Source organism: Mesorhizobium sp. M7A.F.Ce.TU.012.03.2.1, assembly GCF_004006095.1.
GTDB lineage: Bacteria > Pseudomonadota > Alphaproteobacteria > Rhizobiales > Rhizobiaceae > Mesorhizobium.
On record NZ_CP034779.1, the window covers coordinates 4,243,205 to 4,265,864 of the forward strand.

The 22,660-nt window shown below is 62.9% G+C and carries 20 protein-coding genes, 1 other RNA gene and 1 pseudogene; 13 read left to right on the plus strand and 9 right to left on the minus strand.

Annotation, left to right across the window (positions count from 1 at the left end; genetic code table 11):
- Window positions 1-428 precede the first annotated feature (428 nt).
- Window positions 429-1,346: a DMT family transporter gene (locus tag EJ079_RS20735; protein ID WP_127809977.1), complete on the minus strand. Its 918-nt coding sequence runs from the start codon at window positions 1,344-1,346 to the stop codon at window positions 429-431.
- A 200-nt stretch (window positions 1,347-1,546) separates the two neighbouring features.
- On the opposite strand from EJ079_RS20735, the gene EJ079_RS20740 reads away from it, so the two are divergent.
- On the plus strand, window positions 1,547-2,767 hold the full coding sequence (locus EJ079_RS20740; protein ID WP_013530936.1) for an alanine racemase: 1,221 nt from the start codon (window positions 1,547-1,549) through the stop codon (window positions 2,765-2,767).
- 164 nt (window positions 2,768-2,931) lie between these two features.
- Here EJ079_RS20740 and EJ079_RS20745 read toward each other — a convergent pair whose 3' ends face one another.
- Complete coding sequence (locus EJ079_RS20745; protein ID WP_127809978.1) at window positions 2,932-4,113, minus strand: lytic murein transglycosylase; 1,182 nt, start codon at window positions 4,111-4,113, stop codon at window positions 2,932-2,934.
- Between the two features lie 240 nt (window positions 4,114-4,353).
- A complete protein-coding gene (locus tag EJ079_RS20750) occupies window positions 4,354-5,154 on the minus strand; it encodes a GH25 family lysozyme (protein WP_127809979.1) in 801 nt (266 codons plus the stop codon).
- Window positions 5,155-5,382: 228 nt separating this feature from the next.
- Here EJ079_RS20750 and EJ079_RS20755 point away from each other — a divergent pair, with 228 nt between their 5' ends.
- Entirely contained in the window at window positions 5,383-6,762 is a 1,380-nt protein-coding gene (locus tag EJ079_RS20755) for a serine hydrolase (protein WP_127809980.1), read from the plus strand.
- Between the two features lie 17 nt (window positions 6,763-6,779).
- On the opposite strand, the gene EJ079_RS20760 is transcribed toward EJ079_RS20755, so the two are convergent.
- From EJ079_RS20760 to EJ079_RS20780, 5 genes and pseudogenes are all read right to left on the minus strand, one after another.
- The gene (locus EJ079_RS20760; RefSeq protein ID WP_023813159.1) at window positions 6,780-7,088 is read right to left on the minus strand and encodes a HigA family addiction module antitoxin; all 309 of its coding nucleotides are present in this window, start codon (window positions 7,086-7,088) and stop codon (window positions 6,780-6,782) included.
- Between the two features lie 9 nt (window positions 7,089-7,097).
- Window positions 7,098-7,393 (minus strand): annotated as a pseudogene (locus EJ079_RS20765) (type II toxin-antitoxin system RelE/ParE family toxin).
- A 107-nt stretch (window positions 7,394-7,500) separates the two neighbouring features.
- Window positions 7,501-8,166, minus strand: coding sequence for a class I SAM-dependent methyltransferase (locus tag EJ079_RS20770; RefSeq protein WP_127809981.1), 666 nt, complete (start codon window positions 8,164-8,166; stop codon window positions 7,501-7,503).
- A complete protein-coding gene (locus EJ079_RS20775; RefSeq protein ID WP_127809982.1) occupies window positions 8,163-9,461 on the minus strand; it encodes a DUF3419 family protein in 1,299 nt (432 codons plus the stop codon). Before EJ079_RS20775 ends, EJ079_RS20770 begins: the two co-directional genes overlap by 4 nt.
- A gap of 31 nt (window positions 9,462-9,492) precedes the next feature.
- Complete coding sequence (locus EJ079_RS20780) at window positions 9,493-13,260, minus strand: hydantoinase B/oxoprolinase family protein (RefSeq protein WP_127809983.1); 3,768 nt, start codon at window positions 13,258-13,260, stop codon at window positions 9,493-9,495.
- A 194-nt stretch (window positions 13,261-13,454) separates the two neighbouring features.
- Here EJ079_RS20780 and EJ079_RS20785 point away from each other — a divergent pair, with 194 nt between their 5' ends.
- From EJ079_RS20785 to EJ079_RS20815, 7 genes are all read left to right on the plus strand, one after another.
- On the plus strand, window positions 13,455-13,715 hold the full coding sequence (locus EJ079_RS20785; RefSeq protein WP_127811379.1) for a hypothetical protein: 261 nt from the start codon (window positions 13,455-13,457) through the stop codon (window positions 13,713-13,715).
- A 164-nt stretch (window positions 13,716-13,879) separates the two neighbouring features.
- Window positions 13,880-14,599 carry a DnaJ family molecular chaperone gene (locus EJ079_RS20790; RefSeq protein WP_127268668.1) on the plus strand — a complete coding sequence of 240 codons (720 nt, stop codon included), beginning with the start codon at window positions 13,880-13,882 and terminating at the stop codon, window positions 14,597-14,599.
- Window positions 14,596-15,351 (plus strand): N-acetylmuramoyl-L-alanine amidase, encoded by a 756-nt coding sequence (locus EJ079_RS20795; RefSeq protein ID WP_127809984.1) that lies wholly within the window; start codon window positions 14,596-14,598, stop codon window positions 15,349-15,351. The genes EJ079_RS20790 and EJ079_RS20795 overlap by 4 nt, the downstream gene beginning before the upstream one ends.
- 210 nt (window positions 15,352-15,561) lie before the next feature.
- Entirely contained in the window at window positions 15,562-16,290 is a 729-nt protein-coding gene (locus EJ079_RS20800; RefSeq protein ID WP_127809985.1) for a transglycosylase SLT domain-containing protein, read from the plus strand.
- A gap of 50 nt (window positions 16,291-16,340) precedes the next feature.
- An RNA gene (gene rnpB, locus EJ079_RS20805) (RNase P RNA component class A) lies at window positions 16,341-16,750 on the plus strand.
- Between the two features lie 174 nt (window positions 16,751-16,924).
- On the plus strand, window positions 16,925-17,200 hold the full coding sequence (locus tag EJ079_RS20810; protein ID WP_027034949.1) for a type II toxin-antitoxin system ParD family antitoxin: 276 nt from the start codon (window positions 16,925-16,927) through the stop codon (window positions 17,198-17,200).
- A complete protein-coding gene (locus tag EJ079_RS20815) occupies window positions 17,197-17,499 on the plus strand; it encodes a type II toxin-antitoxin system RelE/ParE family toxin (RefSeq protein ID WP_127809986.1) in 303 nt (100 codons plus the stop codon). The genes EJ079_RS20810 and EJ079_RS20815 overlap by 4 nt, the downstream gene beginning before the upstream one ends.
- Before the next feature lie 9 nt (window positions 17,500-17,508).
- Here EJ079_RS20815 and EJ079_RS20820 read toward each other — a convergent pair whose 3' ends face one another.
- Window positions 17,509-18,624, minus strand: coding sequence for a cystathionine gamma-lyase (locus EJ079_RS20820; RefSeq protein ID WP_127809987.1), 1,116 nt, complete (start codon window positions 18,622-18,624; stop codon window positions 17,509-17,511).
- 410 nt (window positions 18,625-19,034) lie between these two features.
- On the opposite strand from EJ079_RS20820, the gene mraZ reads away from it, so the two are divergent.
- From mraZ to EJ079_RS20840, 4 genes are read left to right on the plus strand one after another with little or no spacing between them, the layout of a single operon-like run.
- Entirely contained in the window at window positions 19,035-19,493 is a 459-nt protein-coding gene (mraZ, locus tag EJ079_RS20825; RefSeq protein ID WP_013530948.1) for a division/cell wall cluster transcriptional repressor MraZ, read from the plus strand.
- On the plus strand, window positions 19,490-20,539 hold the full coding sequence (rsmH, locus tag EJ079_RS20830) for a 16S rRNA (cytosine(1402)-N(4))-methyltransferase RsmH (RefSeq protein ID WP_127809988.1): 1,050 nt from the start codon (window positions 19,490-19,492) through the stop codon (window positions 20,537-20,539). The genes mraZ and rsmH overlap by 4 nt, the downstream gene beginning before the upstream one ends.
- 4 nt (window positions 20,540-20,543) lie before the next feature.
- Window positions 20,544-20,939 (plus strand): hypothetical protein, encoded by a 396-nt coding sequence (locus tag EJ079_RS20835; protein ID WP_127809989.1) that lies wholly within the window; start codon window positions 20,544-20,546, stop codon window positions 20,937-20,939.
- Entirely contained in the window at window positions 20,936-22,645 is a 1,710-nt protein-coding gene (locus EJ079_RS20840; RefSeq protein ID WP_027034944.1) for a penicillin-binding protein 2, read from the plus strand. The genes EJ079_RS20835 and EJ079_RS20840 overlap by 4 nt, the downstream gene beginning before the upstream one ends.
- Window positions 22,646-22,660: the final 15 nt, after the last annotated feature.

Sequence of the window (22,660 nt, forward strand, 5' to 3'; positions counted from 1 at the left end):
TTGGTTGGACTATTTGGGTGCTGGTCTTCCCCGCTTTGGCGGTCAGGGAAGGAAGCCCATAATAAGGGCTCCGATAAAGGCGAACGCAGCACAGATCATCAATGCGTTGATAGGCCTCGTAAGTCCCATGACATAGCCTCCTCTTAAAGAGCTATGTCACGGAGTCTAGGTTCATTTGTGCCACAGGCAAGCGGAAAATGTGCTGCATTGCGACGTGATTGTGAAATCCGCGACATGTCTTTTGCCGTTAGGCTTTGAAACTCCTAAGCAAAAACCAGCTTCAGGCCTGTGAATAAAATGTGGCCGACTCGTGTCGCTGCCGTGTCATGGCAGCGCTACCGCTGCGGAAGCCGAATTCAACTTTCGCGATGCGGGGGGCAATTGGGTGGTTAGAGCATCCTTTGCGCGTCCAGTGGACGCGCGGCGCTCTAACGTCGGCCGAACAGCCGCCCGTCAATGGTGACGAGGCCGAGCGCGATCAGCACCACGCCGCCGATTTCGAACAGCTCCAGCCGCTCGCCAAGGAACAGGAAGCCGAGCAGCATCGCGCTGGCCGGTACGACAAGCGTGACCAGCGAAGCGTTGGTCACGCCGGCCGAGGCGACGAGGTTGAAATAGATGATGTAGGCGAAGGCAGTGGACAGAAGCGCCAGCGCCAGCACCGCCGTCCAGACCGGGGGCGAGGCCGAAAACAACCCGGATGGACCGTGGGTAAAGAGCACGATCGGGATCATGATGATGGTCGATGCCGTCAACTGTCCGGTGGCGATGATCGGCGAGGGCACGCCCGTGAAGCGGCGGGCGACCATCAGCGCGACGGCATAGGACAGCGACGCCCCGATCAGCGCGAATTTGGCCCAGACCGGGCCGCCGAGCCCGGCAAGCAGGCCGGGGCCGATCATGACAGCCGTGCCGGCGATGCCGAGCGCAATGCCGGCGAGCTTGTTCCAGGACAGCTTTTCGTCCGATGTCAGCGCGTTGGCGAGGATCAACGTCCAGAACGGCGTTGTCGCGTTGAGCACCGAGGCGATCCCGGCTCCGAGCTCCGTCTGGCCGGCGAAGATCAGCGAGAAGGGCACGACATTGTTGGTGAGCGCCAGCAGGAAGAACAGGCCGGCATGCGGAAGCGCGAGGCGAAAGGACGGGCCACGCAGACCGAGATAGATCTGCAGCGCAATCGCGGCGATGGCGACGCGAAACAGCACCAGCACCAGCGGGGGGAGTTCCGCCACCGCGATGCGCGCAAAGAAGAACGAGCCGCCCCAGATCGCGCCGAGCAGCAGGAGTTGCCCCCAATCCTTGAGCACCATCGGTCCGCGTGGTGCGGATGTCGCGGCCATTGCCATGTGAGTCGCCCTCCCAGACGTATGCCAGTCAGGCAGAAGCCATATCCGGTTCGGAGACAAGGGCCACCCGAAACGTGATTGATGGCAAACGCCTGCCGCCAAGACCTAGCGCCCCAGCGTCAGCCGTACGAGACACAGAATTGTTTTCATTAGCCGCTAGCTTGGATTAATTGTGCGCAGGCTAGATCAAGGATTCGTCGATGCAGCGATTCGAGAATGCCCGCGAGGCGGCACTGGCGCTTCGCCCGGACGATCCGGTCTATTGCTTCCGCCCGCAGGTGCTGATGGCGGATGCCAGGCAGTTCATGGGCATGTTCCCGGGCAAGACCGCCTATGCGGTCAAGACCAATGGCGAGCAGATCGTGCTGAAGACGCTGGTCGAAGCCGGCGTCAAGGCTTTCGACGTCGCGTCGCCGGGCGAGTTCGCCGCCGTGCGTGCCGTCTCTCCCGATGCCGAGATGCTCTACATGCATCCGGTCAAGGCGCAGTCGGATATCAAGCTGGCGCTGGAGAAATACGCCATCCGCGTCATTTCGCTGGATCATGAGGACGAGATCACCAAGCTGACGCGAGTGGTGCGGGCGCTCGACATCGATCCGGGCTCGATCAGCGTGTTCGTGCGGGTGCAGACCAAGGGCCATGCCGCTTACGAGTTGTCGAAGAAGTTCGGCGCCGGGCCGGCCTATGCCGTCGAACTGGCCGAGCGGCTGAACCGCACCGGCTACAAGGTTGGCCTGTGTTTCCATGTCGGCAGTCAGATCGAGGATCCCGACACCTATGAGCGGGCACTGGCTTCCGCCGATTGGGTGCGCAACCGGCTGACCTTCGATATTGCCGGGCTCGACGTCGGCGGCGGTTTCCCCGCCGAATACGGCCATGACCCCAACCGCAAGCAGATCGAGATGCCGTCGCTCGGCCAGATCATGTCGCGGCTTTCGGGCGATCTGAAAGAGTATCAGTTCGACCAGATGCCGCTGGTGGCCGAGCCGGGCCGCGTAATCGTGGCGCGCTGCCTGTCGCTGATCGTGCGGGTGCTGCTGCGCAAGGGAAAGCGGCTCTACATCAATGACGGCATCTGGGCGTCGCTGTCGGATTCATGGACCGGAAAGATCACGCTGCCGGCCCGCTTCATTCCTGATCCGGCGATCCGCTCGCGCAATGGCGAGGAAAAGAACATCGTGCCGTTCAAGGTCTGCGGGGCGACCTGCGATTCCGTCGACATCCTGTCGCGGCCATTCTGGCTGCCGGAAACGGTCGACACCGGCGACTGGATCGAGATCGGCCATATCGGCGCCTATTCGCTGTCGCTGCGGACCCGCTTCAACGGCTTTTACCCCGACACCTTCGTCGAGGTGACGACGCCGTTCGACGAGGGCGACGCGCCGCAGGGGTTTGCGAGTTTGGAGACAATGGCGGACTAAGTTTCTTCCTTCTCCCCTTGCGGGAGAAGGTGGCCTCGCGAAGCGAGGTCGGATGAGGGGTGGTCCAGGGAACGCCAACGCCTCACTCCGCTGGAACACCCCTCATCCGTCTCGGCGCTACGCGCCGATCCACCTTCTCCCACAAGGGGGAGAAGGAAGAGGAGCTACAATTTCCCCAAAAGCTCCGGCGTCGGCCAGCCATCCACCGGCAGGCCTAGCCGCATCTGCTCCTTGCGGATCGCCTCGCGGGTGTTGGTACCCAAAATGCCATCGACAGTGCCGACATCGTAGCCCCTGGCTTCGAGCTTGGTCTGCAGCGCCTTCATCTGCTCGTTGTTGAGGCCAGTCTCGGGATTGCGCGGATCGAACTGTTTTTCTCCCGCCAACCTGGCGGCGAGGTTGGCCGCGGTCAGCGCATAGGTGAAGGACTGGTTCCACTCGAGGTAGACGTCGAAATTGTCATAAGCGAGGAAGGCGGGCCCCTTACGGCCCATCGGTAGCGCCAAGCCTGCCTTGAGGCCGTTGTCGACCAGCGGCGCGCCGCTGGGGTAGGTGACGCCCCATTGCGCCCACTGCGACAGCGGCAGCTTGTTGGTGCGACCGGTCTGGTCCCACGGCATGTCTTCGGGCACGCGGACTTCCTGGATCCAGGGCTGGTCGCGTTTCCAGCCGCGCGACAGCACTTTGTTGGCGGTGGTCATGATCACATCGGGCACGCTGCCGCGCAGGTCGATCTTGCCGTCGCCGTCGCCGTCGACGCCGCGTGCCAGATAATCTGAGGGCAGGATCTGCGTCTGGCCGATCTCGCCGGCCCAGGCGCCCCTGACATCGGCCGGCAACACGCCGCGATCGATCAATTGCAGAAGCGGTATCAACTGAGGCCGAAACAGTTGCGGGCGTCGGCAATCATGCGACAGCGTCACCAGGGCGCTCAACGTGTGGAAGTCGCCCTGCACGGCGCCGAAATCGGTCTCCAGCGCCCAGAAGGCGGCGATGATCGGCGCCTGAACGCCGAACTGCTGGTCGGCGCGGGCGAAGACATCCGCGTATTTCTTCATGTTCGCCGCACCTTGCTTCAGGCGATAGGCCGAGATCATGCGGTTGGAAAACTCGACAAAGGTTTGGGTGAAGACGCCCTGGGCGCGGTCTCGTGCCAACACCTTGTCGTCGAAGGTTGCCGCTTCAAGGGCGTCGAGACCGACAGTGCCGACGCCGGCCGCCTTGGCTTCCGCGGCGACGCCCTGCTTCCAGGATTCGAAGTCGCCGCCGCATTCCTGCGCCATCGCCGGCAAGGCCGTGGCGCACAGGGTCAGCGCAGCCGCGAGGACTTTGGAACGCAGTCGCATCAGCTTCCTCTCGAAACGAATAGCGGGCAGTTGTTGTGCTCCCCCGGAGGCCCAACGCCCTGAATTGCCGGCGGTTGCACTCTTCACCGCTGGCTGTGTCGAAAAGCAGGCGGCAGGCCCTGTGTCAACGGTTCTTGTGCCGCAGCCCCTTATTCCGCCGGCTTCTGTGCCGTTGCACTGGCGACAACGGTGTTCTGCGGAGCTTCTTATCTCGGACGGACTCGCTGCCGTTGAACCGGTTCAATGGGTGTTCTGCCGCAGCCACTTGTTCCAGGTGGCTTCACTGCCGTTGAAGACGTTGATGTCGGCCTTGCCGGTCATGCCCGGAATGATCCCGGTTCCTGTGTACTGCCAGAATGTGAAGGGGTGGCTGCCGTATTTCTCACGTGGATGGCCGGCGACAGAACGCAGCCAGTACGGATAGCCGCGAAACCCCGCCAGGCCGTTGTCGTCGAAGAAGTCGACCGAGGTGTAGATGATCGGCTTCTTGCCGTAGTGGCGTTCGACGATCTCGAGGAAGGTGGTCATCTCCGCGCGCACCGTGGCGGCGTCGGGACGCAGCCTGCAGGTCGGCGATTGTGGGTTCCATTCCATGTCGAGGACCGGCGGCATCGCCGAGCGATCGACGGGGACGTTGCGGATGAACCAGCGCGCCTGCACGGCAGCCGGGGTGCAGAAATAGTAGAAGTGATAGGCGGCGCGGGGAACGCCCGCAGCTTTGGTCCGGGTCCAATGCTCGTTGAAGTATTCATCGAAGCGATCGCCGCCCTCGGTCGCCTTGATGAAGGCGAAGGAGATGCCGCTGGCCTTGGCCGCCGGCCAGTCGACCGAGGTCTGGTATTTGGAAACATCGGTGCCGTGGACGGCATAGTTCCACGGCGCGCCGCTCTCCCATTCATGCGGCTTGGAATCGGCAAAGCGCGGCGCCCGGACAGTGACCGTCGGGCTGCTCGACGCCGACGGCGACAGTGGCGAGAGATCGTCTACTGTCGAGCACGCGCCAAGCAGCGCTAGCATAATGAGGCCCGCAAGACGGCGCATCGCAATTCCCGAGCCGGATTCAGCCGGTCGCTGATGGGTCTATACCTGATGGCCGGCTTGTGATTGGGCCCCCTCCGAGCGATCGCCCCACAGCATCGCTCAGCATATCCTGTGATCGCCGATCATGGTTGATAATCCGTTGATGGCGCTCGACAAGCATTGTGATTTGCGGAAGCAATGGCGGCAAATCGATGACATAAGGGGTCGCGCAGGGCCCGGAGGAAATAAATGCGGATCGTCGTCAAGATCGTCAGATGGCTGCTTGGTCTGATCGTGCTGGCGGTCGCCGCGCTGTTTGCGTGGCTATACATCGCGCCGCCCGAATTGATCCGCGTCGGTTCCGGCTATTCGGCCAAGATCGTCTGCTCGAATGTCTTCATCGCCGGCCGGGACGCCAATGAGGTGCTGGCCGTCGACGTGCAGGCGCCCGGGCATCCCCTGCTGCGGTTAATGCGTGTTTCGGTGGACAAGAACAGGGGAACGGTGTCTGCCGGCCTGTTCGGGTTCCTCGGCAAGAGCGTCGCTGTCGCCCGCGACGGGCTTGGCTGCGCTTCGGTTCCGGACGGCGATGTCGGCAAGGCGCGGCGGACCGCGACCCAGGCGGAGCCGTCGGCAGCCACCATGGGCGACCTGTGGCCGGAAGGCGAGCGGGTCGAGGCATCGCAGGATCCGGTGATTGCCAAACTGCTGGACGATGCGGCGCTGAACGGCACCGGCATGCGGGCGGTGGTGGTGGTCAAGAATGGCCGTGTCGTCGCCGAGCGCTATGGCGATGGCTTTTCCGCCAGAACGCCGCTGCTCGGCTGGTCGATGACCAAGACGGTGAACGCCGCCATCGTCGGTACGTTGGTCAAGGACGGCAAGATGGCTTTCGACGACAAAAACCTGTTCGCGCCGTGGAAGGCGGACGGCCGCGCCGCCATCAGCCTTGCCGAGATGATGGCGATGTCGAGCGGGCTGGAGTTCAACGAGGATTATGGTGACGTCGCCGACGTCACGCGCATGCTCTATCTCGAGCCGGACATGGCGGGCTTTGCCGAATCCAAGCCGCTGGCTGCAGAGGTCGGCAAACAGTTTTCCTATTCGAGCGGCACGGCGGTGATGCTGTCGCGGCTCTGGCAGGACGCGGTCGGCGACAAGGCCAAGGCGCTGACATGGCCGCGCAACGCCCTGTTCGAGCCGCTTGGCATGCATAGCGCGGTGCTCGAGACCGACGAGCAGGGCACCTTCGTCGGCTCGTCCTATCTTTACGCGACCGCGCATGACTGGGCGCGCTTCGGCCAATTCCTGCTGCAGGGCGGGGTGTGGAACGGCAACCAGATCCTGCCAACCGGTTTCGTCGACTGGATGCGCGAGCCGGCATCCGCCTCGAAGGTCTATGGCAAGGGTCAGTTGTGGATCGAGGCCCCGGGCGATGAGGAAAACCCCGGCGCCGGCGTCGCGGCAGGCCTGCCCAAGGACACGTACTGGATGGAAGGCCATGACGGGCAGACAGTTGCCATCATTCCCTCGGAGCAGTTGGTGGTGGTGCGGCTGGGGCTGACGCCGGCCAAACTCGGCTACCGGCCGCAGACGATGGTGGGGGCGTTGATCAAGGCGCTGCATTAGCGCGGCGCAAACTCTTGCTATGCAGCTGTCGCCAATGGCTTGGCGCGGTCAACTCGCGCCCGCTCGTCGGGCGAGTTCATGACCTGCCAAAGATCGCTGCGGCGCTGGACGTTCAACCAGAAGTCCGGGCTGTTGCCGAACACCCGCGCCAGAATAAGCGCGGTCGCCGCTGTCACGTTGCGGCGGTCGTTGCACAATTCGTTCACATGCTTGCGCTGGACCCCCATCGCCTCGGCCAAAGCCGCCTGCGTCAGGCCAAGCGGCTGCATGAATTCTTCCGTGAGAATTTCGCCAACCGTTGCCGGCTTGCGTGCGGTCATCAACATGTTCTCACCTCATCTATAGCTGTAGTCGTCGAGATAGATGTCCGACGCCTCACCGCGGCCGCCGTCCCAGCGGAAGATCAGCCGCCATTGCTTGTTGACGCGTATTGAATGGAAGCCTTCGAGAATACCGCGCAGCTTCTCGAAATGATTGCTGGGCGGCACACGCAAATCCTGATCGATCATCGCGTCGTCAATCATCTGGAGCTTGCGGCACAAACGGCTTTCGAGATCGGACGGAATGTTGCGAGAATGGGTGTCTTCCACGAAGAGGCCCGCAGCCATTCATCCCTGAAGCCGATGATCACCACATGCTTCCATGCATGTGAGATGTACCGCTCTCGGGGTCATAAGGCAACGTTGATCCAACGGATCGTGGCTGCTTCGCCTTTATGTGCCTTTCCCACGGCAATATTCAGGAAGTGATCTTGATAACCGCCAGCCAGGCATAGCCGCGATAAAGCGTACGGAAACGGAAGCTTGCGCTGGTTCGCCGAGATTCCGATTCCAGCACTTCGCGCAACGATTCACGCGGCGCGACGTGGAATTTTTTCAGCCAGCCGCGCAGCAAGGTCCGGAACCAGCCGGGCAGGCCTTCCTGCTGGCCGAAATCGATGATGTGCAGCGAACCGTTCGGCGACAGGGCGGCAAGCGCTGCCGACACAGTTTTTTCCCAACCGGGGATCATCGACAGCGAATAGGACACGAAGACACGGTCGATGCGTTCGACACCGAAGAGTGCACGGGCATCGAAATCGGTGGCATCGCCCCTTGCCAGCACGACGCGGCCGGACAGGCCCTCGCGGTCGATCGCCTTTCCGGCCGTTTCCAGCATTTCGGCCGAGATATCGAGGCCGTAGAAGCGGGCATCGGGGTAGCGGCGGGCAGCCAGGATGATGTTGCGGCCGGTGCCGCAGCCGAGCTCCAGCACGGTACCACCGACAGGCACGTCGAGCCCGTCGATCAGCCGGTCGCGGCCGAGAAGGTAGTATTTGCGGGTCAGGTCGTAGATGTGGCGCTGCCAGCGGTAGACGCCGTCCATCAATTCGGCATGGTTGGCAGGCAGCTCGGTGGCGCTCATGCCGCGCGCTTCACGTAGAGGTGGAAGCCACCATAGATGGCCGAGCGGTCGCGGGCTGAAAATTCGCGCGAAGCCTGGTCCCGATAATCCCACTGGTCGAGCAGCGAGCTGGAGACACGGCCCGGCAACAGGCTGGGTTCGGCGGCGGTGCGGAAGATGACGCGGGCGCCGGCCGATGCGGTGCGAGTGATTTCCGCCCACAGCGCGTTGAGCTGATCATCGGTCATCCAGTCCTGCGCATCGAGCAGGATGAAGCGGTCGACGGAGCCTGCATCCTTGCCGGCGAGGAATTCGATCAGATTGGCGTGGTGGATGGCGACGCGGCCGACATTGCCGCGGATGGTCTCGTAATTCTGTTTTTCGAGATAGGCGGGCAGGGCGGCCTCGCCGGGGTTCGGATAGCGCCGGGCGAAGGCCTGCCAGGCGAAGTAGTTGTTCTCAAGCGGAAAATCGCAAGCGAGCTTTTCCAGCCGGGCTTTCAGCACGCTGGCCATGGTGCCGTCGCCAGAAGTGATCAGCGAATCGTACTGCGCCGGCGGAATGCCGAGGCCGAACAGCGAAGCCTTGCGCGATGTCGCCCATTTCAAAAGCTTGTTGTCGAAGACCGGCGCCAACTCTTCGTTGAAGAAGCGGCGCTGCTCGCCGATGTTCCTGGCCTGCATGATGCCGGCAGGGTCGACGCCGAAGAATTTTGCCGTGCGATGGCCCATGGCGATGAATAGGCCGAGCAGGCCGGTCTGGTAAAAATTGCGGTCGAACACAGTGATGCGCCTGATACCGCGCCAGTTGCGGCGCTCCCAGTAGTGACGGCTGACAGGATCGAGATGCGGCGCGATGAAACGGTCATACGCTTTCGAATTGTGGCTGGTGTCGGCGGCGCCGAAGAAGCGGAACAGGTCGCCCTGCGATGGCAGGCGGCGCACCGCCTCCAGCTTCATGCGGTTCAGCGCGATGTGCGCGGTGTTGAGGTCGACGGCGTCGACCCGGGCCGGCGAGCGCGTGAGGTAGGCCAGAATGTTGCAGCCGCCGGAGGCGATGGTGACGACGCGGTGGCCCTGGCCAAGCTGCATCGCCTCCATGTCGACATCGGGGTCTTCCCAGATCTGGGGGTAGACGAGGCCGGAGAACAGGAAGGCGAACAGCCGCTCCGAAATGCCGGCCTTCGACAGCGGGCGGTTCTGGTAGACGGCCTTTCCAACTTCCTTGCCGCGGCGAAAAACCAGATCTGCGGAAACGTCCGTCATGGCAAGATGATTCCCCATTTGCTTTGCCGCAAGCGGGTAGCGCAGGGGCATGACAGCCCGGTGACAGCCTGTTGACGCCTTCTTACAGCTTGCCGAATCCCCCCGGCGTCGGCGTCGTCAGGATGACGGCGTCGCCGGCCTGAAGCACGGTCTGGTCGCAGGCTTTTAGCAGGTCGATCGCACCGTCCTTGCGGCGGACCTTGGTCGAGCCGACCTCGCCATCGCCACCACCGTCCAGCCCTTGCGGCGGGCGGTTGCGGTGCGAGGACAGGATCGCGCATTCCATCTTTTCGAGGAAGCGGATGGTGCGCCTGGTGCCGTCGCCGGCGCTCCATTTGCCTTTGCCGCCGGATCCTTCCCGAATGTGGAAATCCTCGAGCAGAACGGGAAAGCGCAGCTCCAGCACTTCGGGATCGGTGAGGCGCGAATTGGTCATGTGGGTGTGGACGCCGGAGGTGCCGGCAAAGCCGCGGCCGGAATTCATCTGGCCGGCCGGCGAGCCGGAGCAGATCGTCTCGTAATATTGGTAGGTCTTGTTGCCGAAGGTCAGGTTGTTCATCGTGCCTTGCGCGTTGGCCATGGCGCCCATGGCGCCGAACAGCGCGTTGGTGACGTGCTGCGAGGTCTCGACATTGCCGGCGACGACGGCGGCAGGGTAGGCGGGTTTCAGCATGCAGCCGTCGGGAATGATGATGTTGATGGGCCGCAGGCACCCGGCATTCATCGGGATCATGTCCTCGACCATGACGCGGAAGGCATAGAGCACGGCGGCGCGGGCGACGGGTTCCGGCGCGTTGAAATTGTTCTTCATGACCGGTGATGTGCCGGTGAAGTCAACGGTCGCCTCGCGCTTTTGCCGGTCGACCGTGATCTTCACCTTGATGATTTGGCCGGTGTCGGTCGGGTATTCGTACTGCGAACTGTCGGGCAGCCGCTCCAGCACGCGGCGCACGCTTTCGGCCGCATTGTCCTGGACATGGCCCATATAGGCCTCGACGACATCGAGGCCGAAATGCGCGACCATCTTGCGCAGTTCCGCGACGCCCTTTTCGTTGGCGGCGATCTGCGCCTTGAGGTCGGCGATGTTCTGGTGCGGATTGCGGGCTGGATAGCGGTGGTCGGTGAGCAGCGTTTCCAGCTCCTTCTCGCGGAATTTTCCGCGGTCGACGATGCGGAAATTGTCGAACAGCACGCCTTCCTCGTCGACCGTGGTGGCGAGCGGCGTCATCGAGCCGGGTGCCGTGCCGCCGATATCGGCATGATGGCCGCGCGAGGCGGCCCAGAACAGGATTTCCTCCCCACTCGAGGGGGAGGTGGCGGCGAAGCCGCCGGAGGGGATCGGATCGACCGGGTTCGACGCTCTTGCGGTGCCTTCTGAGAGGACCCCACCCGGCCGCTGCGCGGCCACCCTCCCCTCGAGGGGGAGGGAAAACACCGGCGTCACCACGGTGATGTCGGGCAGATGCGTGCCGCCATTGTAGGGCGCGTTGAGGGCAAAGACGTCGCCGGGGTGGATGTCGCCGGAATTCAGCCGGATGATGGTTTCGACCGAGCGGTCCATCGAGCCGAGATGTACCGGCATGTGCGGCGCATTGGCGACCAGTGCGCCGGTGCGATCGAAGACTGCACAGGAAAAATCCAGCCTTTCCTTGATGTTGACGGAATAGGCGGTGTTCTGCAGCGTCACGCCCATCTGCTCGGCGATCGACATGAACAGGTTGTTGAAGACCTCCAGCATGACCGGATCGGCCTCCGTGCCGAGCGCTGCCTGCCGGCGCTTCTTCTCGACACGGCGCAGGAGCACATGGTTCCTGGCGGTGATTTCGGCCAGCCAGCCCGGCTCGATGACGATCGTCTGGTTAGGCTCGATAATCAAGGCAGGTCCGGCAACCCTGTTTCCCGGTTTCAGCGCTTCGCGGCGGAAGATGGGTGAAGTGCGCCACTCTCCCTCGGTGAAGATTTCGCGGGTTTGCGAAGGGTTTACGGCAAGGTCTTCGGTTCGTGATTCAGTTTCGTCGCGCCCGGTACCGCCGGTGTCGGTGCCTTCGACGCCGACGGTCTCGACGATCATCGGCTTGTCGTCATAGACGAAACCGAACTGCGCCTTGTGGGCGACTTCAAAATCGCGCCTGGCCTGGAAAATCGAATCCGCCTCGAAATTCACCGGCAGTGTCGTGTCGGTGCCATCATAGCGAATGTGCAGCACCGGCTTCGTGGCGACGGTATCCTCGCCGATGCCTTGCGCCGCGAGTTCGGCCACAACGGCTTTTCTCAAAATGGCAATGAGGTTGCCGATCTCCGTTCTGGACTCTTCGGCAAGCGGTTTCAGCAGCGCTTGCTGGCGCGAGGCAAAGACCGAGGACAGGCCGATGCCATAGGCCGACAGCAGGCCAGAGAAGGGATGGATCAGCACCGCCTCCATGCCGAGCGCGTCGGCGACTAGGCAAGCGTGCTGGCCGCCGGCGCCACCGAAGCAGTTGAGGAGATACTCGGTGACGTCGTAGCCGCGCTGCACGGAGATTTTCTTGATGGCATTGGCTATGTTCTCCACGGCGATGGTGACGAACCCTTCGGCGACAGTCTCGGGCGACCGCCCATCGCCGATTTCGGCGGCGAGTGCCGCAAATTTTGCTCGCACCGTCTCGACGTCGAGCGGCTCGTCCTGGCCGGGTCCGAATATAGCCGGAAAGAAATCGGGCTGCAGCTTGCCAAGCATGACGTTGGCGTCGGTGACGGCGAGCGGGCCGCCGCGCCGGTAGGCTGCCGGGCCGGGATTGGCGCCAGCCGAATCCGGTCCGGCCCGGAAGCGACCGGCCTCGTAATGCAGGATCGAGCCGCCGCCGGCGGCGACGGTATGGATGCGCATCATCGGCGCGCGGATGCGCACGCCGGCGACCTCGGTGTCGAAGGCGCGTTCGTATTCGCCGTCATAGTGGGCGACATCGGTGGAGGTGCCGCCCATGTCGAAGCCGATGACCTTGTCGAAGCCGGCGAGCCTGGCTGTCTCGACCATGCCGACGACGCCGCCGGCCGGTCCTGACAGCAGCGCATCCTTGCCCTGGAACATGTCGGCGGCGGTGAGACCGCCCGACGACATCATGAACATCAGGCGGGGCGACTGGCCGATCTCCCCCACGAGGGGGGAGATCGGCGCCGCGCCCAACTCTCCCGCCACCCTTTGCACGTAGCGCGACAGGATTGGCGACAGATAGGCGTCGACCACCGCGGTGTCGCCGCGGCCGACCAGCTTGATCAGTGGCGAGACCTCATGGCTGACCGAGACTTGGGCGAAACCAAGTTTGCGGCAGACTTTTGCCACCGCCTTCTCGTGGTCGGGGTATTTCCAGGCGTGCATGAAGACGATGGCGACCGCATCGATGCCATCGGCCCTGGCCTGTTCGATCGCCGGCCTGCAGGCGGCGATGTCGAGCAATTGTTCGACGCGGCCATCGGCGCGCACGCGCTCGTTGATTTCGACGACGCGCTCGTAGAGCTGTTCGGGAAGGATGATCTCCTTGGCGAAGATGTCCGGACGCGCCTGGTAGGCGATCTTCAGCGCGTCGCGAAAGCCCTTGGTGATGAGCAAAAGCACGCGGTCGCCCTTGCGCTCCAGCAGCGCATTGGTGGCGACTGTGGTGCCCATCTTGATGTCGCCGATCAGGCCGCTTGGGATCGTGTCGCCGGCCGACAAGCCAAGAAGGTCCCGAATGCCCTGGATGGCAGCATCGTTATAGGCTTCGGGGTTTTCGGAGAGAAGCTTGCGCGGGTGCAGCCCGCCTTCCGGATCTCGGCCGATCACATCGGTGAATGTGCCGCCGCGGTCGATCCAGAAATCCCATTTTTCGGTCATGACAGCCCCTGGCGCTTTTACGTTCGATCGGTGGTTCGGCACATTCTGTTAGTTCGCCACGGCCTGAGCGGCAATCGCAAATGAACCAGACGATGTTACATGTCGAAACGCAACGTTACGAAACTCATGGCCGTCTGACGCATTTGTCCTTCGACCGCTCACGGCAACGTGAGCGTGTGTTGAAGGAGAGACAAATGAAAACGCTCATTCTCGCTTCCGTTTCCGCTCTGGCCTTGCTTGGCGTCGCCGCCTGCAGTGACAGCGGTACGGACAATACCACTACCCAGAGCACCAATCCGCCGGCTGCCGAGGAACCGATGAAGCCGGCTACTCCGGAAGCCACGCCGCCGGCCGCGATGCCTCCGGCAACGGATAATTCTACCACGAAGAGCATCACACCCGAGAAGCCTGCCGAGCCGGCTCCGGCAACACCAGCTCCTGCGCCCGCGCAGTAGTGAGCAAGCAGTACTTCGTGTGATGAATGAGAAAGGCCGGCTCGCGCTGGCCTTTCTCATATTGTCCGAGCGCCATGGCGTTGGAGTCCGATCGATTTGTCGCGCAAAGCCTGCGGCACTGTCCCGGCTTGATAGGAGCGGGCGGTGGCTCTAAGAAGCAGGCCATGTCCATTTGGGATCGCCTCGGCGAATTCATCACCCGCGTTTCATCCTCAGCCTCGTCGGGTGTCGCCGACGTGGTCGAGGCCGTGCGCACGGTTTTCGCCGGCGATGCGGATTTGCGCCGGCGTGTCGCCTTTTCGGTGGCGATGATCGCGCTGTCGGCCAAGATGGCCAAGGCCGATGGTATCGTCACCCAGGACGAGGTGCGCGCCTTCCAGGAAATATTCGAAGTGCCGCCGAAGGAGACGCGCAATGTGGCGCGTCTGTTCGATCTCGCCCAGCGCGACGTGGCCGGTTTCGAGACCTATGCCGAGCGGATGGCGCAGATGTGCGGTTCCGGGCATTCCAATTGTGTGATGCTGGAAGACATACTCGACGGTCTGTTCCACATCGCCAAGGCCGACGGGCTGGTGCACGAGCGCGAAGGCCATTTCCTGCACCGCATCGCCGAGATTTTCCGCATCGACGAAGCGCATTACGAGACCATCATGGCGCGACATGTCAACCTGGGCGCCGGGGATCCTTATGTCGTGCTTGGCATCGAGCGCGGCAAGCCGTTCGAAGAGGTCAGGAAGCGCTATCGCAAGCTGGTTTCCGACAATCATCCGGACCGGCTGATCGCGCGCGGCCTGCCTCAGGAATTCATCAAGATCGCGACCACCAGGGTGGCGGCGATCAACGTTGCCTACGAGATGATCGAGCGGGGCCTGCGCCACGCATGAGCGGCTTTCTGCCCGACGAGCCACGTGCCGAAGTCAGGGTATCGCCGAATTTCGGCCCGCGGCGCGAGACGCCCAGGCCTGACATGATCGTGCTGCACTACACCGGTATGGCGACCGGCGCCGGGGCCGAGGCCTGGCTTTGCGACCCGGCCAGCGAGGTCTCGTCACATTATCTCGTCCACGAGAATGGCCATATCGTGCAGATGGTCAGGGAAAGCGACCGCGCTTGGCATGCCGGCAAGAGTTCGTGGTTCGGACGGGCCGACATCAATTCCTGTTCGGTCGGCATCGAGATCGTCAATCCAGGGCATTCGCTGGGCTATCCCGGTTTTCCCCGGCGGCAGATCGATGCGGTGATCGCGCTGTGCCGTGGGATCGCCGGTCGGCATTCGATCGCCGCCGAGCGGGTACTCGCGCATTCCGATGTTGCGCCGGGGCGCAAGATCGATCCCGGCGAGAAGTTTCCGTGGCGGACGCTGTTCGAGGCCGGTGTTGGCCATCTCGTGGCGGCCGCGCCCGTCAGGCGAGGCGCAACTCTGACAACCGGCGATACCGGCGGCGATGTCGAAGCGCTGCAGTCGATGCTGGCCCTCTACGGCTATGGCGTTGAAATATCCGGCATTTTCGACCGGCAGACGGAGGCGGTGGTCGAGGCCTTCCAGCGTCATTTCCGGCCGCGCAAGGTGGACGGCGTTGCCGACGGCTCGACGCTGCGGACGCTGCAAAGGCTGCTTGCTTCCGTGAGGCGCTGACCCCCGGGAGAGCCTCTCTCAAGCAATTCTTTCCCATCCTTAAGTTACAAGCTGTCACTCAAAGTGACTTGCCTGGCCTTGTTTGACACCAATTCGGGCGTCAAACGGCTGACGTGTAGATGTCGGACCCCAAGCCCCCCGGGTTGTTCCGACGTTGGTTAGGCGTTGCTGCGCGAACATCTTCGCGCGGTTCAGACAGAACAGGATCACATGCAGAAATTTACCGTTTTAACGGCAGCTCTTGCTGCCGGTGTAATGACTTTTGCCTTCAGTGCGGCGCATGCAGCATCATTCAGCCCGCGGGCCGATCAAGGGTTTCCCGTGGTATCCGCGAAAAGCGGCAAGGCAGGCCACGACGCCAAGGCAACAAAGCGGGCTTCCGCCAAAGCGGAGACGAAGCGGGCTTCCGCGAAAATGGAAAAAGCAAGCTGGTCCAAGCCGAAGAAGTCCGCCAGAAAGCAGACGAAGCGTGGCCGAAAGACCATCGACATGACGAGAACAGCGTCGATCGGAGTCCAGAACGCGGCGGCATCGACGGCGGCGGTGGCCAGCAGTGGGCAGTATTCCGCTATCGTTGCCCGCTATGCGGCGATCGAAGGCGTGCCGGTGTCGCTCGCCACGGCGGTCATCCAGATCGAAAGCAACTACCGGCCCAACATCGTCGGCGGCGCAGGCGAGATCGGCCTGATGCAGATCAAGCCGGCCACGGCTCGGATGATGGGCTATAGCGGCTCCGCAAAGGGCCTGTTCGATCCCGACACCAACATCAAATACGGCATGAAATACCTTGCCATGGCGCGGAGCCTCGGCGGCGGCACGACCTGCGGCACGATTCTGAAATACAATGCCGGACACGCCGCAACGCGGATGAACCCGGTGTCGGCCGCCTATTGCGGCAAGGTCAAGGTGCAGATGGCTGCGCTTGGGTCGCCCGCATAAGTCTGCTTTTTCGTTTGCGTTTTCGGGCGTGAACCCCTTTATACGCTCTGCCAGCTGGCTGGGCGGCCGCACCCGCAAACGCCGAAAGGCCGCGGGTGAGGAAAGTCCGGGCTCCATGGAAACACGGTGCCGGTTAATGGCCGGCGGGGGCGACCCCAGGGAAAGTGCCACAGAAAGCAAACCGCCACGATCCGGCTTGCCGGATTCGGGGCAAGGGTGAAAGGGTGGGGTAAGAGCCCACCGCGCGACTGGCAACAGGAGCGGCACGGCAAACCCCACCGGGAGCAAGACCGAATAGGGGCGGTGCGAGGGGAAACCCTCGAGGGCTGTTTCCGGCTCACCGTCCGGGTAGGTTGCGTGAGGCGCATGGCAACATGCGCCCAAGATGAATGGCCGCCACGTTCTCGCCCCGCAAGGGGCGGGGGCCATACAGAACCCGGCTTACAGGCCAGCTGGCAATTTCTCTCCCCCGATATCAAGAGAAGTCTCTTGAATTCAGCAGGTTGCGCCCTCGGGCGCGCCTGTTGATTCAAGCCTGCCCGGCCGTTCATCCGTGCGAGCGAGAGTCGGCCATTGCTTGAAACCGGTGCGATTAAATCGTACCGTGATCGGGAAATGGTATCGGGAGCCTCTCATGGGACAGGTCGACAAACGCAGCATCACGCTGTCGCCGGAACTGGCGCAGGCGGTGGATGATGTCGTCGCCGCCGGCGAATATGCCTCCGCCAGCGAAGTGATCCGCGATGCGCTGCGGCAATGGAAGGATCGGCGCGATCTCTTCGGCTATACGCTCGATGAGTTGCGCAAGCTGGTGCAGGAAGGGATAGACAGCGGGCCGGGACGATTTGCGTCGATGGATGAAATCAAGGCCGAGGCGCGGAGGCGCTTGCGATCTGACGACGCAGCATGAATTCGCTATTCATCGTCCGGAACGCGCGCGCAGAAGACGATTTGATCGCGATCTGGCTTCATGTTGCACGCGATAGCGAGGTCGCAGCGGATAGGTTGCTCGATCGCATCGAGGCACGGTGGCAGCAACTGGAGACCTATCCCTTCTCCGGCGCGCCGCGCGATGACATCGCGCCCGGCATCCGTCATCTGCTCGTTGGCGACTATCTCACCTTGTATCGTGTAGGTGACGACGCGATCGAGATCATTCGTGTACTGCACGGCCATCGCAACATAGAAGCCGACGATCTCGGCCCGTGATCGGTCCGGTCAGCCGCCGATCTTGTCCAGCGACGTCTCGATTGCCTTACAGAGCTCTTCCACCGGCTCGCAGCCGACCGAGAGGCGAACGAAGCCGGCGGCAACGGCATCGCCTCGCTTCAAGCGCCGCTCGGCGGAGGTGTGGACGCCGCCGAAGGATGTCGCGGCCTGCATCAAGGCGCAATTGTTGATGAAATCCTCGGCCTTGTCCTCCGAGGCGAGCTCGAAAGAGATCAGAAAGCCGAAGCGCTCCATCTGGGCACGGGCAAGGTTGTGCGACGGATCGCCTTCCAGTCCGGGATAACGCAGGCCGCTGATTGCCCGGTGGCCCTGCAGCCGCCGCGCGATGACTTCCGCCGAGGAACACATGCGATCGAAGCGCACATCCAGTGTCTCCAGGCCGCGATGCACCAGCCAGGCTTCGAATGGTCCGGGAATGCTGCCGGAAACTTCGCGCCAGCCGGTCACGGCGGCGATGATCTCGGCATTGCGGCTGGCGACATGGCCGAACAGCACATCTGAATGGCCGTTGGGTGCCTTGGTGTCGGCGGCAACGACGATATCGGCGCCATGGTCGAGCGGCCGCTGGCCGAAGGGTGTCATAGTCGTGTTGTCGACCACAAGGATCGCGCCGGCTTTGTGAACAGCATCGGCAACGGCGGCGATATCGCAGATATCCAGCCCCGGATTGGCAGGGGTTTCGACAAAGGCGAGGCGATAGCCATCGAAGCCGCCGTCGAGGAAGGTCGAGGTAGGCCTGACATCGTAGACGATGCCGAGCGGCTTGAGGAAGCGATCGGCCAGCGCTCTTGTCGTGTGGTAGCCGTCCGATGGCAGCAGGATACGGTCGCCAGTCTTGAGCACGGCAAAAAACGCCGCCGAGATTGCCGCCATTCCTGAAGGGAAGGCGACGCAAGGCGCGTCCTCCAGATGGGCCAGCATATGTTCGACCGCGTCCCAGGTCGGGTTGCTGAATCGCCCGTACTGGTTGAAACCGGTGGCGTCGCCGGGCGCATGAAAGATGGCGGCCATGGTCAGTGGCAGGGGAATGGAATCGCCCATGGCAAGCCCGCTGCGACGCAGGTGAGGAAGCGCTGCAGCGCGTGACTTTGCAGTTTCGGACATCGAATTTCCAACCCTGTTTGCGACCGACGAGATGTGGCGAGACGCTATGCCCGGCAGCGGCGCTCGGCAAGGCGCGTCCGGTTGGGCCAGGCGGCTCTAAACGGTTCGTTAGGCTTAATAGACCATAAAGACGAGACGTGTCGGCGAGGCTGCTCTCATTGGTCGCGGCGCGCGTGTTTGTGAAGCCTAATCCCGTTGACGCCCATAGTGCCCCATGATATCCCATCTAGACATCAAAGCCTTCGTTCCGTGTCAGGGTAAAGCGTACGCCAATCGGGCAGCCGCGGCGGCTGCGCGTTTGCCGGTTTTTGCCCGTGCAGACGAGGCTGATACGGGGCAGGGAACGCGCCGCGGCGGCGCGGGCGACAAGATGGAGAGGGGTGCGGCGGCGCAAGCGGCTGTAGCGTTTAATGGACCGGTTTCTGTCAAACACGGTGAGCAGGATCGATGCGAAGGGACGGGTGTCCGTTCCCGCGCATTTCCGTGCGGTCGTGCAGAAGCGCGGCTATTCGGAACTCTATGCGCTGCGCTGCCTGGATCTGCCGGCGATGGATGTCGGCGGGCTCGATCTGCTCGACCGCTACGAGCAGCGCATCGCGCTCGAGGATCCTTTCCTGCAGACGGCGGACGATATGTCGTTCTTCTGCCATGGCGACGGAACCTTCTTGAAACTCGACCAGGACGGCCGCATCACGATGAGCGATTTCCTTCGCGAACACACCGGCATTTCGGCGGAAGTGGCCTTTGTCGGGCGCGGCAATTTCTTTCAGATCTGGGAGCCGGGACGGCTTGCCGCCTATGGGGCGCAGGCGCGGGCACGGCTTTTGCAGCTTCGGCAGGGGACGAAGCCTGGGGAGCGACCGGAATGACGGCAGGCCACGGCGATGACCTTCCTCACGCCGTCGATGGGCACGCCGTTGGCGGATCGGCCCGCCACATTCCGGTCCTCCTTGCCGAAGTGCTTGAAGCACTGGCGCCGGCGCAGGGCGACCTCATCATCGATGGCACGTTCGGCGCCGGCGGCTACACCAGGGCTATTCTGGCGATGGGCGCTTCCGTGGTGGCGATCGACCGCGATCCGGATGCCATTGCGGCCGGGCGCGATCTGGAAGCGCAGTCGGGCGGCCGGCTGCGGCTGGTGCAGGCGCCGTTCTCAACGCTGGACGAACGTGTCGAGAGCGCCGAGGGCGTCGTGCTCGACATTGGCGTGTCCTCGATGCAGCTCGACCAGGCGGAGCGCGGGTTTTCGTTCCGCGCCGACGGGCCGCTCGACATGCGCATGGCGCAGGCTGGTTTGAGTGCCGCCGACGTGGTCAATTCCTTCAAGCCAGGCGACCTTGCCCGTATCTTCGGCTTCCTCGGCGAGGAGCGCCACGCCGGACGCATTGCCCGCATGATCGAGGCTCGCCGCGAAAAGCGCCCGTTCGAGCGCACGCTGGAGCTGGCCGACGCCATCGAGACGCATATCGGCCGGGCGCCGAAGGACAAGATCCATCCGGCGACGCGCGTCTTCCAGGCGCTGCGCATCTTCGTCAATGACGAGCTTGGCGAACTGGCCAAGGCCCTGTTCGCGGCCGAACGCGCGCTGAAGCCGGGCGGACGGCTCGCCGTGGTCACCTTCCATTCGCTGGAAGACCGCATCGTCAAGCGTTTCATCGCCGACCGGGCCGATGTTGCGACCGGCTCGCGGCATTTGCCCGAGGCGCATGCCCGCACCGCGACGTTTCGCAAGGCGGGCGGCGGAGTGACTGCCGGCGACGCCGAGGTGGCGGCCAATCCGCGCGCCCGTTCGGCCAGGCTGCGCGCGGCAATCCGCACGGATGCGTCGGCGCGCAGCAGCGATTTTTCGATTTTCGGCCTTCCAAAGCTTCCCGGCCCAACACTTCCCGGCACAGGCCGGCCGGGGGAGAGGTAGCTAAGTGTTTCGTACCAGCGACATTGTCCTGATCGCCGTCATGGTTGCGGTCGCGGCCCTTACCTACAAGGCCAAGCGCGAGGCCGAGGAACAATTGGCCGCGGTGCAGAAGATCCATGCGCAGATACGCTATGAGGAGGATACGATCGACCTGCTCAAAGCCGACTGGAGCCTGCTTACCCAGCCGTCGCGGCTGCAGAAGCTGGCTGAACTCTACAAGTCGCAGCTCGAACTCGAGCCGGTCAGCGCCCGCCAGATAAGCGGCATCGGCGACCTGCCGGCCAAATCCCTGGACATCCAGGACATCCTGAACGGACGCCAGGGTGGTATGGCCGACAATTCCGACCAAGCGCCTTCGGACAGTAAGGATCCCGTCGTGACCGGAGGCATCGCCCAATGATCGGCAAACTGCTGAAGCGTCGCGCCAGGACGAGTGAAGATGGATCGATCGTCGTCGAGGGCGCCCGCAAGGCGACCGGCGGCAAGGGCAGGACGCGCATCGTCATGACGATGGCGGTGTTCTTCGGTATCTTCTCGACCATATCAGGGCGGCTGGTCTATCTCGGCTTCCAGACCCCCGACATGTCGGGCGGTCCGCAGAGCCGGGTGACGGCATCGCGGCCCGACATCGTCGACCGCAACGGCGAAGTGCTGGCCACGGATATCAAGACGGCGTCGCTGTTTGCAGAACCGCGCCGCATTGTCGACGCCGACGAGGCGATCGAGAAGCTGTCGACGGTGCTTCCGGACATCGACTATGAGCAGACCTACCATAAGCTGAAGAGCGGCGCCGGTTTCGTCTGGCTGCAGCGGCAGCTGACGCCCAAGCAACAGTCCGACATCATGCAGCTCGGCATTCCCGGTTTCGGCTTCCGTACCGAAAAGCGCCGCTTCTATCCGAGCGGCGAGACCTCGTCCTACATTGTCGGCCTCACCAACATCGACAACCAGGGCATCTCCGGAATGGAGAAATATGTCGACGAGCAAGGCTTGAGCGACCTGCAGGCATCGGGCCTTGCCATTGCCAAGGATCTCAAGCCGGTAAAGCTTTCGATCGATCTGCGCGTGCAGCATGTGGTGCGCGACGAGATCGCCGCCGGCCTGGAGCGCTATCGTGCCATGGGCGCCGGCGCCGTCGTGCTCAACGTCAAGACCGGCGAAGTGGTGGCCATGGCCTCGGTGCCGGATTTCGATCCGAACAATCCCTACAATGCACAGGACAAGGACCGGCTGAATCGCATGTCGGCGGGCCTCTACGAGATGGGCTCGACCTTCAAGAGCTTCACCTCAGCCATGGCGCTCGATTCCGGCAAGGCGACGATGGCGAGCCGCTTCGATGCTTCGCATCCAATCCGGGTCGGCCATCAGGCCATTCACGATTTCCACGGCAAGAACCGTGTGCTGTCGTTGCCGGAGGTGTTCCTCTATTCGTCCAACATCGGATCGGCCAGGGAAGCCGAGATGGTCGGCATCGAGGGCCATCGCGAATTCCTGCATCGCCTTGGCCTTCTGGACAGGATGCAGACCGAATTGCCGGAGACTGCCCGTCCGACTGAACCGAAGGTCTGGAAACAGGTGAATTCATTCACCATCGCCTTCGGCCATGGCGTGTCGACGACGCCGCTGCAAGCGGCTGTGGGCTGCGCCGCGTTGATGAATGGCGGCTTCCTGATGAACCCTACCTTTTTGGTACGTACGCAGGCGGAAGCGATGGCCACCGCCAAGAAAGTGGTGAGCGAAAAGACCGTCGAAGGCATGCGCTACCTCTATTCGCTCAATGCCGAGAAGGGCTCTGCCCGAAACGCCAGAGTCCCCGGCTACCGCGTTGGTGGCAAGACCGGAACGGCCGAGAAGGTCGTCAATGGCCGCTACTCCAAGGACTTGAATTTCAACACTTTCGTCGCCGCCTTCCCGATGGACGATCCGCAGTATCTGGTGTTTACCATTGCCGATGCCCCGCACCCTGAAAAGCCGGGCATGACGGATGTCGCGGCCGCAAATGCGGGGGTTATGGCCGGCAATATCATCAGGCGTTCAGCTGCCATGCTTGGCGTGAAGCCAGATTTCAGCCATGAAAATGGTGCAACGCTGGTTTCCTATCAGTGATTCTTAGGGCGCGCC

Coding starts and splice junctions, on each gene's coding strand:
- EJ079_RS20735 (WP_127809977.1), bottom strand. CDS start 1,346: ATGGCAATGGCCGCGACATCCGCACCACGCGGACCGATGGTGCTCAAG.
- EJ079_RS20740 (WP_013530936.1), top strand. CDS start 1,547: ATGCAGCGATTCGAGAATGCCCGCGAGGCGGCACTGGCGCTTCGCCCG.
- EJ079_RS20745 (WP_127809978.1), bottom strand. CDS start 4,113: ATGCGACTGCGTTCCAAAGTCCTCGCGGCTGCGCTGACCCTGTGCGCC.
- EJ079_RS20750 (WP_127809979.1), bottom strand. CDS start 5,154: ATGCGCCGTCTTGCGGGCCTCATTATGCTAGCGCTGCTTGGCGCGTGC.
- EJ079_RS20755 (WP_127809980.1), top strand. CDS start 5,383: ATGCGGATCGTCGTCAAGATCGTCAGATGGCTGCTTGGTCTGATCGTG.
- EJ079_RS20760 (WP_023813159.1), bottom strand. CDS start 7,088: ATGTTGATGACCGCACGCAAGCCGGCAACGGTTGGCGAAATTCTCACG.
- EJ079_RS20770 (WP_127809981.1), bottom strand. CDS start 8,166: ATGAGCGCCACCGAGCTGCCTGCCAACCATGCCGAATTGATGGACGGC.
- EJ079_RS20775 (WP_127809982.1), bottom strand. CDS start 9,461: ATGCCCCTGCGCTACCCGCTTGCGGCAAAGCAAATGGGGAATCATCTT.
- EJ079_RS20780 (WP_127809983.1), bottom strand. CDS start 13,260: ATGACCGAAAAATGGGATTTCTGGATCGACCGCGGCGGCACATTCACC.
- EJ079_RS20785 (WP_127811379.1), top strand. CDS start 13,455: ATGAAAACGCTCATTCTCGCTTCCGTTTCCGCTCTGGCCTTGCTTGGC.
- EJ079_RS20790 (WP_127268668.1), top strand. CDS start 13,880: ATGTCCATTTGGGATCGCCTCGGCGAATTCATCACCCGCGTTTCATCC.
- EJ079_RS20795 (WP_127809984.1), top strand. CDS start 14,596: ATGAGCGGCTTTCTGCCCGACGAGCCACGTGCCGAAGTCAGGGTATCG.
- EJ079_RS20800 (WP_127809985.1), top strand. CDS start 15,562: ATGCAGAAATTTACCGTTTTAACGGCAGCTCTTGCTGCCGGTGTAATG.
- EJ079_RS20810 (WP_027034949.1), top strand. CDS start 16,925: ATGGGACAGGTCGACAAACGCAGCATCACGCTGTCGCCGGAACTGGCG.
- EJ079_RS20815 (WP_127809986.1), top strand. CDS start 17,197: ATGAATTCGCTATTCATCGTCCGGAACGCGCGCGCAGAAGACGATTTG.
- EJ079_RS20820 (WP_127809987.1), bottom strand. CDS start 18,624: ATGTCCGAAACTGCAAAGTCACGCGCTGCAGCGCTTCCTCACCTGCGT.
- mraZ (WP_013530948.1), top strand. CDS start 19,035: ATGGACCGGTTTCTGTCAAACACGGTGAGCAGGATCGATGCGAAGGGA.
- rsmH (WP_127809988.1), top strand. CDS start 19,490: ATGACGGCAGGCCACGGCGATGACCTTCCTCACGCCGTCGATGGGCAC.
- EJ079_RS20840 (WP_027034944.1), top strand. CDS start 20,936: ATGATCGGCAAACTGCTGAAGCGTCGCGCCAGGACGAGTGAAGATGGA.